15 protein-coding genes and 1 tRNA gene are annotated in these 12,913 nt (G+C 72.1%); 9 read left to right on the top strand and 7 right to left on the bottom strand.

Translation table 11 applies throughout. The features are described from left to right. Positions 1-16: 16 nt before the first annotated feature. The 3 genes from ABZY33_RS20490 to ABZY33_RS20480 are packed head-to-tail and all read right to left on the bottom strand — an operon-like array spanning position 17 to position 3,734. Positions 17-1,447 carry an exopolysaccharide biosynthesis polyprenyl glycosylphosphotransferase gene (locus ABZY33_RS20490; RefSeq protein ID WP_356493025.1) on the bottom strand — a complete coding sequence of 477 codons (1,431 nt, stop codon included), beginning with the start codon at positions 1,445-1,447 and terminating at the stop codon, positions 17-19. Then, on the bottom strand, positions 1,444-2,592 hold the full coding sequence (locus ABZY33_RS20485; protein WP_356493024.1) for a glycosyltransferase: 1,149 nt from the start codon (positions 2,590-2,592) through the stop codon (positions 1,444-1,446). The genes ABZY33_RS20490 and ABZY33_RS20485 overlap by 4 nt, the downstream gene beginning before the upstream one ends. A gap of 50 nt (positions 2,593-2,642) precedes the next feature. Further along, positions 2,643-3,734: a DUF3344 domain-containing protein gene (locus ABZY33_RS20480; RefSeq protein WP_356493023.1), complete on the bottom strand. Its 1,092-nt coding sequence runs from the start codon at positions 3,732-3,734 to the stop codon at positions 2,643-2,645. Between the two features lie 329 nt (positions 3,735-4,063). Between ABZY33_RS20480 and ABZY33_RS20475 the strand changes: the two genes are divergently transcribed. The 7 genes from ABZY33_RS20475 (at position 4,064) to ABZY33_RS20445 (ending at position 8,126) form a co-directional block, all read left to right on the top strand. Then, positions 4,064-4,303 carry a chaplin gene (locus ABZY33_RS20475; protein WP_356493022.1) on the top strand — a complete coding sequence of 80 codons (240 nt, stop codon included), beginning with the start codon at positions 4,064-4,066 and terminating at the stop codon, positions 4,301-4,303. A 144-nt stretch (positions 4,304-4,447) separates the two neighbouring features. Then, positions 4,448-5,011, top strand: coding sequence for a hypothetical protein (locus ABZY33_RS20470; RefSeq protein ID WP_356493021.1), 564 nt, complete (start codon positions 4,448-4,450; stop codon positions 5,009-5,011). 130 nt (positions 5,012-5,141) lie between these two features. Further along, positions 5,142-5,438: a hypothetical protein gene (locus ABZY33_RS20465; RefSeq protein WP_356493020.1), complete on the top strand. Its 297-nt coding sequence runs from the start codon at positions 5,142-5,144 to the stop codon at positions 5,436-5,438. Between the two features lie 157 nt (positions 5,439-5,595). Next, positions 5,596-6,099 (top strand): DUF5949 family protein, encoded by a 504-nt coding sequence (locus ABZY33_RS20460; protein WP_356493019.1) that lies wholly within the window; start codon positions 5,596-5,598, stop codon positions 6,097-6,099. 142 nt (positions 6,100-6,241) lie between these two features. Further along, complete coding sequence (locus ABZY33_RS20455) at positions 6,242-6,802, top strand: vitamin K epoxide reductase family protein (RefSeq protein WP_356493053.1); 561 nt, start codon at positions 6,242-6,244, stop codon at positions 6,800-6,802. A gap of 43 nt (positions 6,803-6,845) precedes the next feature. Beyond that, positions 6,846-7,250, top strand: a complete 405-nt coding sequence (locus tag ABZY33_RS20450; protein WP_356493052.1) for a tyrosinase cofactor — start codon at positions 6,846-6,848, stop codon at positions 7,248-7,250. A gap of 6 nt (positions 7,251-7,256) precedes the next feature. Next, the gene (locus tag ABZY33_RS20445) at positions 7,257-8,126 is read left to right on the top strand and encodes a tyrosinase family protein (protein WP_356493018.1); all 870 of its coding nucleotides are present in this window, start codon (positions 7,257-7,259) and stop codon (positions 8,124-8,126) included. Between the two features lie 65 nt (positions 8,127-8,191). Here the strand turns inward: ABZY33_RS20445 and ABZY33_RS20440 are convergent, their stop codons facing one another. Next, positions 8,192-8,536, bottom strand: coding sequence for a chaplin (locus ABZY33_RS20440; protein ID WP_356493017.1), 345 nt, complete (start codon positions 8,534-8,536; stop codon positions 8,192-8,194). A 178-nt stretch (positions 8,537-8,714) separates the two neighbouring features. Between ABZY33_RS20440 and ABZY33_RS20435 the strand changes: the two genes are divergently transcribed. Together ABZY33_RS20435 and ABZY33_RS20430 are read left to right on the top strand one after the other, a co-directional pair. Next, complete coding sequence (locus tag ABZY33_RS20435) at positions 8,715-9,911, top strand: FAD-dependent monooxygenase (RefSeq protein ID WP_356493016.1); 1,197 nt, start codon at positions 8,715-8,717, stop codon at positions 9,909-9,911. A 270-nt stretch (positions 9,912-10,181) separates the two neighbouring features. Then, positions 10,182-10,436: a chaplin gene (locus ABZY33_RS20430; protein ID WP_356493015.1), complete on the top strand. Its 255-nt coding sequence runs from the start codon at positions 10,182-10,184 to the stop codon at positions 10,434-10,436. 177 nt (positions 10,437-10,613) lie between these two features. Here ABZY33_RS20430 and ABZY33_RS20425 read toward each other — a convergent pair whose 3' ends face one another. From ABZY33_RS20425 to ABZY33_RS20415, 3 genes are all read right to left on the bottom strand, one after another. Beyond that, positions 10,614-10,892: a hypothetical protein gene (locus ABZY33_RS20425; RefSeq protein ID WP_356493014.1), complete on the bottom strand. Its 279-nt coding sequence runs from the start codon at positions 10,890-10,892 to the stop codon at positions 10,614-10,616. A gap of 353 nt (positions 10,893-11,245) precedes the next feature. Next, positions 11,246-11,318: transfer RNA gene (locus tag ABZY33_RS20420), tRNA-Lys, on the bottom strand. A gap of 78 nt (positions 11,319-11,396) precedes the next feature. Then, complete coding sequence (locus tag ABZY33_RS20415; protein ID WP_356493013.1) at positions 11,397-12,893, bottom strand: amino acid permease; 1,497 nt, start codon at positions 12,891-12,893, stop codon at positions 11,397-11,399. Between the last annotated feature and the right edge of the window lie 20 nt (positions 12,894-12,913).

Raw genomic sequence — 12,913 nt, 5'->3', positions numbered from 1 at the left:
GACGGCTGTCACTTCGTCAACTTCCCGTAGGGCGGAAGAACTCGGTCGCCGTGCGGGCCAGGATGGTCAGGTCCCGCCAGAGCGACCAGCTGTCGATGTAGGCGTTGTCGAACCGGCAGCGGTCCTCGATGGAGGTGTCGCCGCGCAGCCCGTTGATCTGCGCGAGACCGGTGATGCCGGTCGGTACGCGGTGCCGCTCGCTGTAGCCGGGGTAGGTCTCGCCGAACTTCATGACGAAGTACGGGCGTTCAGGGCGGGGACCGACCAGGCTCATGTCGCCGCGGAAGACGTTCCACAGCTGGAGGAGTTCGTCCAGCGAGGTGCGGCGCAGGAACCGGCAGAACCACGGCATGTGGTGCTCGTTGGCCACGCTCCAGCGCGTCGCGGCCTCCATCGGGTCCGCCGGGCGGTGCGTGCGGAACTTCAGCAGGGTGAAGGTCCGGCCGTCCTTGCCGACGCGCTCCTGGCGGAAGACGACTCCGGGCCCCTCGCTGACCCGCAGCCACAGCGCGCAGACCAGGAGCACCGGGCTGACCAGGACCAGCAGTGCGCCGGAGACGGCCAGGTCCAGGGCGCGCTTGCCGGGGTGCAGCCGCTGCGCCGCCCCGCTCAGCGGCCGGCAGCGGAATCCGGCCAGATGGCTGTCGGCCCCGCCCCGATCGGGCACGTACGCCGACACGTGCGGGTCCAGCTCCCAGAACTCGCACCGCAGCTCCGCCAGGCCGCGCAGCCAGGGGCGGTAGGCGGGGGAGCCGGCGCTGCCCAGGAGGATCACCCGCCGCACCCCGTTCTGGATCACCGCGCGCCGTACGTCGTCCGCGGTGGTCAGCACCGGCACGGTGGGCTCCTCGCCCGGCGCGCGCGGGCCGGGCGGCTCCTCGCTGACGATGCCGACAAGGCGGACGCCGCTGGGCCGGTGGCGCTGGAGGGCCGCGGCGACCCGGCTCGCCGCCGGTTCCGGACCCAGCAGGAGGGTCGCGCAGGGCCGGCGCAGCAGGGCCACCCGGCGCCGCCACAGGACGAACGCCCGGCCCGCGACGGCGAGCACCGCGTGCAGGGCGCACCCGGCCGCCACCGCGCGCAGCGGGAGCGGCCGCAGCAGGGGCAGGGTCGCCGAGGCGGCGGTCAGCACGCACCACGCGGTCAGCACGCGGCCGGTGAGGGCGGGGCAGTCGTCGAGGACGTGCCGTCCCTCGGTCCGCCGGTACAGGCCCGCGCCCCGGTGCAGGGCGAGGACCAGCAGGACGAAGCAGGCCATCAGCAGCGGCCGGGGCTCCACCGGCGTGAGGGCGGCCGTGCCGAGCAGGGCCGCCGTCGTGTCGGCGGCGAGCAGGAGCGTATGGGTGGAGTGGTCCCGGGCGGGGCCGCCGACCGGGTCGAACTTGGCGCCGACGGTGGTCCGCTGAGGGACGACCAGGGCGGGGGCAACGGTCTGATCCGGGGTCACGTCGTGCTCGGCTCTCTGTGTGCGGTGGTCTCCAGACCCAGAAGCTCGCCGTACACCTCCGCGACCGCCGCGGCTGTGTGCCGTACGTCGTGGTGGGCGTGCACGTGGCGGTGGGCGGCGCGGCCGTGGGCGCGGAGCCCTTCGGGGTCGCGCAGCAGTCGGACGAGCGCGCGGGCCAGGGCCGCGGGGTCCTCCGGGGGGACGACGCACGCCTCGGCCAGCGGGGCCGGCAGACTCTCGCGGGCCCCGGCCACGTCCGTGAGGAGCACCGGGCTCCCGCAGGCCATGGCCTCCAGCGGCGCCAGCGCTATGCCTTCCCAGCGGGAGGGCATGACGACCAGGTCCGCCGCGCGGTACCAGGGGACCGGGTCGTCGACCGCCCCGGCGAAGTGGACCGCCCGCGGCGCCATGGTCCGCAGCTCCTGCTCCTGGGGCCCGTCACCGACCAGCACCAGGCGCGCCCGCGGCAGTTCGCGCAGCACGTCCCGCCACGCCTGGACGAGGAGGTCCTGGCCCTTCTGCCGGCAGAGCCGGCCCACGCAGACGACGAGCGGTCCCGCGCCGTCCCGGTCGCGGGGCGCGTCGTCGGGCGCCGCCGGGTGGAAGCGCCGCAGGTCGACCCCGTTCGGGACGAGCCGCCACTCGGCCGCGATGCCCCGGCCGGTGCCCGTGCGCTGTTCGGCGCGGCTGACGCAGACCAGCCGGGCGGCCCAGCGCGCGCCGAGCCGCTCCCAGTGCAGGGCGAGCCGGGCCGGAACGCCCCGGACGGCCTCGAAGGACCAGGCGTGCGGCTGGAAGACGGTGGGGACGCGGCCCCGGACGACGAGCCGGGTGATCAGGCCCGCCTTGGCGCTGTGCGCGTGGATGAGGTCGGGCCGCACCCGCGCCACCACCGCCGCGAGCCGCCGCCCCTCGCGGACCAGCCCCTTTCCCGGGGAGCGGGACGCCTCCCAGGTCAGGAGCGCGCAGCCCGAGGAGGCCAGCAGCCGGGGGAGGCTGCCGGACGCGGGGCAGGCCACCGAGACGGTCATCCCGGCGGCGAGCTGCCCGCGGACGAGGTCGGCCACCACGCGCGCGACTCCGCCGTCGACCGGTTGCGTCACGTGCAGCACGTGGGGCGGCACGGGTGCGGACGTCACAGGCATCGCCTTTTTCCTTGGCTGAGGAACGGAGTTCGGCCGGGCCGGGGTGCGGTTCAGGACCGGACGTCGACGGCGCCGAAGAGCACGCCGGTCCAGGCCGCGTCCGCGGAGGAGGCCAGGCGCAGGTCCAGAGCCCTGGCGCCCCGCCGCACGGACCGGCCCAGCGGGAACACGTCGGAGTCGTAGCCCAGGGTGTTGGCATGGGCGGGCAGGCGCCGGGCGGGGTGCGTGCCGGGTTCGCTGATGGTCGAGTTGAGGACGTCGCGCGCCGGGTTGGCCCGGTCGGAGAGGGCCACGGACTTCTTGCGGCCGGTGGCCAGGGTCAGCGCGTCGCCGCCGGTCCCCCGGTCACCGTCGTAGGCGACGAGTCCCACGACTCCGCCGGTGCCCGCGGCCGGGGCCGTCCGCTGGTGGAAGGTCTGCGCGGGGCGGCCCTTGCCGACGGCGTCGAAGCCGTCCTGGACGAAGACGTGGCGCAGCGGCGCGGACTTCTTCTCGTAGGCGACCACGAGCGTCCAGCCGCCCCAGGCCCCGGCGGCGGAGCGGCCCATCGCGACGTTCACCTGGGCCACGGTCCACAGCCCGGACCCGCCGGAGCGCACCAGAGGGGTGACGTCCGCGGAGGCCTGGAAGGCGTCGGCGCCGTGCGCCACCCGGTGCCCGACGGGGGTGTCGGCCAGCACTTCCTTGTACTGGCCGCCCGGTTCGGCCACGAGGACGCGGCCGTTGTCACGCGGCGGCTTCTGCTCGCCGACCCGCAGGTTCCCGCCCCAGTACAGCCGCGCGTACGTGACCCGGGCGCCGGCCGGGACCCGGACCTCCGCCCGGGTCGAGTTGTAGGTGTTGGGGTCGCTGTCGACATCCGTGTAGAACATGTCGAAGTCGCCGTTGCCCGCCGCCGCGCCCGACCGCGCGGCCGGGCAGCCGACCTTCTTGACCGAGTCGGCGCCCCGGCAGGTGATCGCCGCGTTGGCCGCCCGCACGACCCCGCCGTGCAGCACGGCGTCGTACCGCGTGGCGAACGGGATACGGGACTTCTCGGGGCCCGGCGCCGTCGCGGTCGCCCGGCCGGGCAGGGACAGCACCGCCAGGGACAGCAGGCACACCGTCGTACGGCGCAGGAGACAGCCTTGGACTTTTCGCACGGCCGACTTCCCTTTCAGGAATGAGCAGGTTCTTGCAGCAACGAGCGGCGAATAAGAAAGTCACACTTACCTGTTGACCCCGGGGTGGATACCGACCCGAACGAGGGACGGCCAACAGTAGTCACGGGACAGCGAGTTTCACTTGATACATGATGTGTGTTGGACTTGTGAAATTACCGCTGGCCACACCGCGCCACTCCGTGACGCACTGCAATGCCCTAACGGCTATTCACCCGTTCGGAGCCGCAACCCCGGAGACCGCCGCCGCGTTGCACCACAAGCCGGGCGCCTGCCCCGGCCGAACAGAACGACCCCCAAGGAGCATGTTCATGTCGCGTACCGCCAAGGCAGTCGTCTTCTCCGCTGTGGCCGCCGCCGCCATGGCCGGCAGCGCCGGCATCGCCACCGCCGACAGCGGCGCGCAGGGTGCTGCCACCAACTCGCCCGGCGTCATCTCGGGCAACCTCCTGCAGGTGCCCGTGCACGTGCCGGTCAACGTCTGCGGCAACACCGTCGACGTCATCGGCCTGCTGAACCCGGCCTTCGGCAACACCTGCGCCAACGACTGACGGCCAGTCGGCTCGTGAGCGGCCGCCCCCCTTTCCGGGGGGCGGCCGCTCTGCGTTGGCCCGTATGAGCGCGGTTCGGTTGCAGGTCGTGGTGGGTCGCTCCACCGTGATCTCAAGGTCAACTCACGCTCGAAAGGCGAACCCATGCCCGCACTGCCCGTACGACGCCTCGCGACCTCCGTTCTCTGCGCCTCCCTCCTGATCGGTGCCGCGACGCCCGCGTTCGCCGCGAACTCCGCAGGCGAGCGGGACAGTCGTACGTTCGTGTCCTTCGACCCCGCGCCCGGGACGGCCCCCGCCGCGCCCGCCGATGCGCCCAACCCGCTGGCGGGCGTCACCAGCCTGCTCACCCCGATCACCAGCCTGCTCAACGGCCTTCTGCAGCCGCAGGGCGCCAAGATGGCCCCGCAGGAAGTGCAGAAGCACACCGCCGCCATCGACGACGCCCTCGCGAAGGCCGAGAAGGAGCACGCCGCGCGCGAGCCGCAGGCCGCGCGGGAGACGGATGCTGACGAGGCGACAGACGAGCGCGCCGAGCCGTCGGACGCCGCCGCCCAGCTGTCGTCCGCCGTCGACGCCCTGGTCAAGGGCGCGGCGTCGGGTGACATGGCGGCCGCGACCAAGCAGCTGTCGCAGGCCGTGACCGCGCTGGTCAAGGAGTTGTCGGCCCCCGTCCAGCAGCAGTCGTCCACCGCGCCCGGCGCCTGAGTCCAGCTGTGCGACGGCGGCGGCCTTCCTTCGGGTGGGATCGGCGGATCGGGAGCCGGCGCAGTTTCTGTCGGCGCGGCCGCTCGTTGTAGCGGTCGAAGCAGGATCATCGTCGAAGGAAGGACCCACCATGAAGGCTCTGAAGGCCGCCGCTGTCGTAGCCGGCTCCCTGGTGATCGCCGGGGCCACCGCTCCCGCCTTTGCCTCGGACATGCCCCCCATGAGCCTGAACGGCGGAGTGAGCGACGCCCTGACGACGATCACCAACCAGCCGACGCTCGCGTCGCCGGTGGACACCAACCTCCTCGACCCCAAGCACGAGAAGGGTCTTGTCGGTACGGTCACCGGGGTCACCGAGGGGCTGAACGCCAAGGGCACCGCCGGCGCTCCGGCCGGCCTCCTCGGCGGTCTCCCGCTCGGCCGGTAAAAGGCCCGTCTTTTCGTTCGAATAAAAGTCCGCGGGCTCCGCGGAGGCCGTCCGAGAATTCCGGTTCCCGGACGGCCTCCGGCTTTTTACCTCAAGAATTCCACCGATCGAGTGAATTCCGAACCAGGCCCGGCCGCGGCCTCGCTAGGCTTGCTCGGTGACTTCTACGCCGAGCATTGAGACCGCATTCCGTCCGGCCGATCTGGGCACCCTGGCCGTCATCGCCTGGAGCGGAGAGAGCGCCGAAGGCGACGGCGACACGCCTTTCCTCCTGGCCTACTCCCTGGGCGATTCCCCGGCCGGCCCCGAGGCCGCGGAGACGGCGATCCGCACCCTCCTCGGCAACAACGGACTGACCGTGGGCGCCACCGTCCACAGCGGCGTGCGCCAGCCGAGCTTCCCCGTCTCGCTGCTCGTCGAGGCCGGCCAGGCCGTCGTCTCCATGGCGCCGCTGAACGCCCAGTGCCCGGCCCCGCCGGAGTGGCTCGCGGCCGCGGAGGCCAAGGGCACCGCCTACTTCATCTTCACCACCCGGCCCTGGCCCGCCGCGGCCCCGGGCAAGCCCGTCACCGAGGAGGAGTTGCAGGCCTTCGTGGGCGACGAGGCGACCCTGACGGCCGCCGCGCACTGCCTGCTGCCGGTCCGCCGGATCCGCAGCTAGCGCCCGCGGGCCGTCCCAGCACCCCGTCCGGGCCGTCAAGGAGTCACGCGTGAGCATCGACCAACAGCGGGCCGCCGCGTCCGTCCCCGCCCAGTCCGGACGCGGGCCCCGGTCCGCAGGACCGGCCCCCGCCGACCGGAGCCTGCCCTTCGCGCTGGTCCTCGTACTCGCGGGGGCCGCCGGTGTCCTCGCGTCCTGGGTCATCACCCTCGACAAGTTCAAGCTGCTGGAGGACCCGGGGTTCCAGCCCGGATGCAGCCTGAACCCGGTGGTCTCCTGCGGCAACATCATGAAGAGCGAGCAGGCGGCCGTCTTCGGCTTCCCCAACCCCATGCTGGGGCTCGTCGCCTACGCGGTGGTGCTCTGCGTGGGGGTGAGCCTGCTGGCCGGGGCGCGCTTCCCGCGCTGGTACTGGCTGACCTGCACCGCGGGCTGCCTCTTCGGGGTCGGGTTCGTGTCCTGGCTGCAGTTCCAGTCGCTGTACCGGATCAACTCGCTCTGCCTGTGGTGCTGTCTGGCCTGGACGGCGACGATCATCCTGTTCTGGTCCCTGACCTCGTTCACCGTCCGCGCGGGCTTCCTGCCCGCCCCGGCCGCGGTGCGCACCTTCTTCGCCGAGTTCACCTGGGTGCCGCCCACCCTGCACGTCGCCGCCGTCGGCATGCTCGTGCTGACGCGCTGGTGGGACTTCTGGACGAGCTGACCCCTGCCATCTGCTCGCCGAGGAGGCGGACGTGAATCCCGAAATGCCACTGACCCGCCGCGGCGCGGCCCTGGTCCTGCTGGGCGCCGCCGCCACCACGGCGGCGGTGGTCAGGCTCCGCTCCCCCGCCGGGCCCGACCCGGAGCCGGGCCCCCGGGCGGCCCCCGGCCCCGGCGCGTTCGACGAGATCTACCTGGGCCGGCGCATCACCGGGATCCGGCTGCCCGCCGCCGCACCCGGCGGGGAGGAGTCCTGGCAGGTCACCGTCGACGGTCGCCCGCTGCACCTCATGCGCCGGGCCGACGGCACGTACCTGAGCATGGTCGACCACTACGACTCGTACGCCGACCCGCTGGCCGCCGCGCGCGGAGCCGTCGTGGAGCTCGGCGGCCAGCGCCTGCGGGCCCACGAAGGCCGGCCGACGCCCCTGCGCGACCGGAAGGTGTGACGGCCCGTGGTGCACATCCGCAAGAACCAGAGCGCGCTGACGAAGACGGAGAAGAAGCGCTTCGTCGACGCCGTGCTCGCCGTCAAACGCACGGGCCGCTACGACGACTTCGTCCGCACGCACATCGACTTCTACACCGCCGACGGGGAGGGCGGCCTGCGCGTGGCCCATATGACCCCGTCGTTCTTCCCCTGGCACCGCAAGTTCCTGCTGGACTTCGAGACGGCCCTGCGACGGGTGGACCCCTCGGTCACCGTGCCGTACTGGGACTGGACCGTGGACCGGACCCCGGGCGCCTCCCTGTGGGACGCGGACTTCCTCGGCGGGAACGGCCGCCGCTCCGACCACCAGGTCACCACCGGCCCCTTCGCCTCCGCGCACGGCGCGTGGCCGGTCAAGGTCTCCGTGACGGACGGCGACTTCCTCACCCGGGACTTCGGCCGGCCGCAGGACCCGGTCCAGCTGCCGGACGAGGAAGAACTCGCCGGAGCGATGCGGGAGTCCGTCTACGACGCGCCGCCGTACAACTCGCTGGTGCCCGCCGGGTTCCGCAACAAGCTGGAGGGCTGGCCCAGCCGCCGCGGCGACCGCACCTGGTACAACCACAACCGCGTCCACCGCTGGGTGAGCGGGCACATGCTCGGCGCCGGTTCGGTCAACGACCCCGTCTTCTGGCTGCACCACGCCTTCGTCGACCTGTGCTGGTCACGGTGGCGGGAGCGCCATCCGGACGCCGTCCCCTATCTCCCCGCCCGGCCGCTCGGGATCGGTGACTCCCAGCGCCGCCGGGTCCTGGCCGCGGACGAGACGATGCCGCCGTGGGACATCCCGGTCAGCGCCATGCTCGACCACCACGCCCTGTACCAGTACGCGTGAGCGGCCCCGGGCAGGCGAAAGCCCCCGGCATCACCGTGCCGAGGGCCGTCAGGAACGCGCGATACTCAGCCGCCGTAGCCGTGGTCGCCGTGGCCGTGGCCACCGTGACCGTGGTCGCCGTTGCCGTTGTCGTCGTACCCGCCGTGGCCGTGGTGGCCGTGGTCACGGTCGGTGTCGCCGGCGCACTGGTTGCCGAACGCCGGGTTCAGCAGGCCGATGACGTCCACGGTGTTGCCGCAGACGTTGACCGGGATGTGGACGGGGACCTGGAGCAGGTTGCCCGACAGGACACCCGGGGAGTTGGTGGCAGCACCCTGAGCACCGGCGTCGGCCGCGGCCAGACCGGCTCCACCGACCACCACGGCACCCGTGCCGAGAGCGACAGCGGCTGCCTTCGCGATGCGCGACATCACGTTCTCCTTCTGCTTGGCAGTGCGGCCGCGGAGTCGCAGCCGTCGGGGTGTTCAACGGCAGCGCACACGGTCAGTAACGGTCAGTACCGGGACACCTCCCGAAAGAACCATCGGGACGTGCCGTCGTTTCCCGGACGAGGCCCCGTGCCGCCGGCCCCGTGACGAGAGGAACCACATGAAGGTGCACTGCGTGGGGGGAGGGCCCGCGGCCCTGTACCTGGCGATCCTGCTGAAATCGCAGGACCCCGGCCACGAGATCGCCGTCTTCGAGAAGAACCCGGAGGGAGCGACCTACGGCTGGGGCGTCACCTACTGGCCCGACATGCTCGACACCCTCATGGCCCACGACGCGCCGTCCGCGCGCGGCATCCAGGAACACTCGGTGCGCTGGAGCGACGGCGTCGCGCACGTGCGCGACCAGGTCACGGTCCACCACGGTGACGAGGGTTTCGCGATCGGCCGGCACCGGCTGCTGCGCATCCTGACCGAACGGGCCGCCTCCCTCGGCGTCCAGGTCCACTTCGACCGGGCGGTGACACCCGAGGACCCGCTGCTCGACGCCGACCTGGTGGTGGCCGCGGACGGCGCCCGCAGCGGGCTGCGCGAGCGGTACGCCGACCACTTCGGCACGCAGGTCACCCCGGGGCGCAACCGGTTCGTCTGGCTCGGCACGACGAAGGTCTTCCGCTCGTTCACCTTCGCGTTCGTGGAGACCGACCACGGCTGGCTGTGGTGCTACGCGTACGGCTTCGACGGCGAGCACAGCACCTGCATCGTGGAGTGTGCGCCGCGGACCTGGTCGGGGCTCGGGTTCGACACCATGGAGCGGGACGACGCCCTGCGGCTCATGGAGAAGCTGCTCGCCGAACCGCTGGAGGGCCACCCGCTCATCGGCCGGACCGATGTCGCGGGCCCGGCGCAGTGGCAGCACTTCCGCACCGTCACCAACCGCGTCTGGTCCCGCGGCAATGTGGTCCTGCTCGGCGACGCCGCCCACACCACGCACTACTCCATCGGCGCCGGCACCACCCTGGCGATGCAGGACGCGATGGCCCTGGCCCAGGCGCTGCGCGGAGCGGCCGCCCTCCAGCCGGCGCTCGGCGAGTACGAGCGTGTACGCAAGCGGGCGTTGCTGCCCCTGCAGAGCGCGGCGCGGCACAGCGCCGGCTGGTACGAGAACCTGACGCGCTACGTCGATCTGGCGCCCCACCAGATGTTCGCGCTGCTCGGCCAGCGCCACTCGCCGCTGCTGCCCTATGTGCCGCCGCAGCTGTACTACCGGGTCGACCGGGCGATCGACCGGACGCAGAGCCTGCGCTCGTTCAAACGCTGGCTCGGTCCGCGGATCGCGCGCGTCCTGCAGAACAAGTGACCGGACCACGTGAGCGCGACCCGCACCGGGCCTCGGAGACCCCCATCTACGAGGCCCTGGTGCGGCTCTGGCAGGCGCACGGCCGGGCGGTGCCGGGGGTTCCGCGGCCCGCCCGGCCGGCCCGCGGGTGGGTGCGGGTCGAGCCGGCGCCGGGCCGCGATCGCTGATTTTCCTGACACGTCCTCCAATGGACCAATTCGCCGAGCCAAGTCATGACGGGCAGTGTGATAGTCGAGTCATCCCCTTTTCCCCATCTCTCAGGGAGATTCGATGCGTATTCGCGCATTCGCCACCGCCGCGGTTCTCGCGGGCACCGTCGTCATGGGCTCCGCCGGCCTGGCCTCCGCGTGGGACGGCCCCGGCGGCGGCGCCACCGCCAACGGCAACGCCCAGAACAGCCCGGGCCTGCTGTCCGGCAACAACATCCAGGTGCCCGTGCACGTGCCGGTCAACGTCTGCGGCAACTCGATCGACGTGATCGGGCTGCTCAACCCGGCGTTCGGCAACCAGTGCGAGAACAACTGAGTTCCCGGCTGACGTAAGAACCGCCCTCATCCGCGGACTGCCGTGGGTGGGGGCGGTTCTGTGGCCATCAAGGCACTCGACCGCGCCGGGACATGACGACTGAGTACGAGGCCGAGACCGGCGGTCGGCTCGGGCGCCGGTCGCGGTCCCGGCCACGGGCGCCACGTCTTCACGTCCTCACACCTTCGGAACCGCCCACTCGGCGGGGGCCGCACCGTCGTCGGTCTCGTAGACGATCTCGGTCGGGCGGGTGGCGGCATGCACGGGAAATGCGATCTTCCCGCGTGCGCATCGGCCGGACTTGAGGGTCTTGTCCATGGGGAACTCGGGCTTGGGCATGTCACCACCGGACAGGCCGGTGGTCTCCATGCTGGTGCCGTCCTTGTACGACGGGGACCAAGATGACTGGCTGACGCTGAAGTCGGCGCCGGTGGTGTTGCACACCTTGGCGTCCACCGTCGCCCAGCGCGAGCGGGCCGTCCTTCTCGGGGGCCTGTTGCCCGGGCGCCTTCGTGACGGTCTCCGTGACGGTGACGCGGATGGTCTTCGGTTCCTCGGTGGTGCTGCACCCGGCCAACGTGCTGACGAGCAGTCCGGTGGCGAGGATGCCGAGGGTGGCGCGTAGGTGCATGGTCCCCCCTGGGATGAGCTGGTGAAGCTGCATCATCCGCGATGTGGGGGTTTGGTGAAGTGGACGTGGTGTTCCCGTGACGCGGAGACGCTCGAGAACGATGACGCCCCCCAGCCGATGAACTCGACTCAGGGGGCGTATCTGCTGGCCAGCGCCCGATTGGGGCGCTCCAACCCGGTAGACCCTGTGGGACTCGAACCCACAACCAATGGATTAAAAGTCCACTGCTCTGCCAATTGAGCTAAGGGTCCACGCGCCGGGCCGCCCCGACGCACCCCTGAGCATAGCCCGACGCGGCGCGAACACCGATCGGGTATCGGCGACGCGCGTCAGCGCAGGAACCAGCGGCGGGCCGACGCCAGCCACCAGATGCCCGCGAAGCCGAGGACGACGAGGACCGCGACCGGGGCGTAGTTGAAGGTCTTCCAGGTCACCGGGGAGACCTGCGGCAGCATGAAGAGCACGGTGATCACCACGACCCAGCCCACCGCCACCACACCCACCACGCCGGACCAGCGGCCCAGGTGCCAGGGGCCGCGCTCGAAGGCGGCCCCCTTGCGCAGCCGCAGGAACGTCGGGACGGCGTAGGCGATGTAGAGGCCGATGACCGCGATGGAGGTCACGGCCGTGTACGCCGTGACGTTGATCAGATACGGCAGGCCGAGCACCAGCGCGCCGCCGGCCGCCAGCCAGACCGCCGCGACCGGCGTGCGCGTGCGCGGGCTGACCGTGTGCCAGACGCGGGAGAACGGCAGGGCCCCGTCGCGCGAGAAGGCGTAGATCATGCGGCTGTTGGCGGTGACGGACGCCATGCCGCAGAAGAGCTGGGCGCCGATGACGACCAGCAGGAGCAGCTTGCCCGCGGTCGCGCCGAGCGCGTCCAGGAGGATCTGCGCCGGGGGCGCGCCGGTCGCCGAGCCGAGGGCGCCCTCGTAGGACTGGATCGCGAAGGTGAAGCCGAGCAGGAGGACGAAGCCCGCGATCCACGACGTCCAGATCGAGCGGACGATGCCCCGGGGGCCGGCCGTGGCGGCGTCGTGCGTCTCCTCGGTCATATGGGCCGAGGCGTCGTAGCCGGTGAAGGTGTACTGCGCCATGAGCAGGCCGATGAGGACGACGTACGCGCCGCTGCCCCAGCCCGTGTTGTTGACGAACTCGCCGAAGACGAAGGAGGCCGGCTGGTGGTGGTCGGGGACGAAGGCGAGGGCGGCGACGATGACGGCGACGCCGAGCACGTGCCACCACACGCTGACGCTGTTGAGGACGGCGACGATGCGCACGCCGAAGGTGTTGAGCAGGCCGTGCAGGAGGAGGATGCCCGCGAAGAGGAGGATCGTGCGGCCGGGCGTCACCTCGAAGCCGAACTCCAGGTTCAGGTACGCGCCGAGGAAGGACGCCGCGCCGAAGTCGATGCCGGCGGTCACGGCGACCTGCCCGAGCACGTTGAACCAGCCGGTGAACCAGGCCCAGGCCGCCGCCGACCGCCGCGGCGCCAGCCGGTGCGCCCAGAAGTACAGGCCCGCCGAGGTCGGGTACGCCGAGCAGATCTCGGCCATCGCGAGGCCCACGAAGAGCGTCATCAGGCCGACCGCGACCCAGCCCCAGGTGATCAGGACGGGCCCGCCGGTGTCCATGCCGAACAGGTACATCGTCAGGCAGCCGGAGAGGACCGAGATGATCGTGAAGGAGACGGCGTAGTTGGAGAACCCGGACATGCGGCGGGCGAGGACCTGCGTGTAGCCGAGCTGGGCGAGCCGTTCCTCGTCCGAGCCGGGCGCGCTCGGGGGCGGTTCCCGGTCGGTGGCGTCGTGCGCTTCGCTTGTCATGCCCCCAGCGATTCCCTCGC

This window comes from Streptomyces sp. NPDC006552, assembly GCF_040611655.1.
Lineage (GTDB): Bacteria > Actinomycetota > Actinomycetes > Streptomycetales > Streptomycetaceae > Streptomyces.
The sequence above is the reverse complement of the archived record's forward strand: the minus strand, read 5'-3'. Positions and strand labels throughout refer to the sequence as shown.

Coding starts and splice junctions, on each gene's coding strand:
- ABZY33_RS20415 (WP_356493013.1), bottom strand. CDS start 12,893: ATGACAAGCGAAGCGCACGACGCCACCGACCGGGAACCGCCCCCGAGC.
- ABZY33_RS20450 (WP_356493052.1), top strand. CDS start 6,846: ATGCCACTGACCCGCCGCGGCGCGGCCCTGGTCCTGCTGGGCGCCGCC.
- ABZY33_RS20440 (WP_356493017.1), bottom strand. CDS start 8,536: ATGTCGCGCATCGCGAAGGCAGCCGCTGTCGCTCTCGGCACGGGTGCC.
- ABZY33_RS20475 (WP_356493022.1), top strand. CDS start 4,064: ATGTCGCGTACCGCCAAGGCAGTCGTCTTCTCCGCTGTGGCCGCCGCC.
- ABZY33_RS20470 (WP_356493021.1), top strand. CDS start 4,448: ATGCCCGCACTGCCCGTACGACGCCTCGCGACCTCCGTTCTCTGCGCC.
- ABZY33_RS20435 (WP_356493016.1), top strand. CDS start 8,715: ATGAAGGTGCACTGCGTGGGGGGAGGGCCCGCGGCCCTGTACCTGGCG.
- ABZY33_RS20430 (WP_356493015.1), top strand. CDS start 10,182: ATGCGTATTCGCGCATTCGCCACCGCCGCGGTTCTCGCGGGCACCGTC.
- ABZY33_RS20465 (WP_356493020.1), top strand. CDS start 5,142: ATGAAGGCTCTGAAGGCCGCCGCTGTCGTAGCCGGCTCCCTGGTGATC.
- ABZY33_RS20485 (WP_356493024.1), bottom strand. CDS start 2,592: ATGCCTGTGACGTCCGCACCCGTGCCGCCCCACGTGCTGCACGTGACG.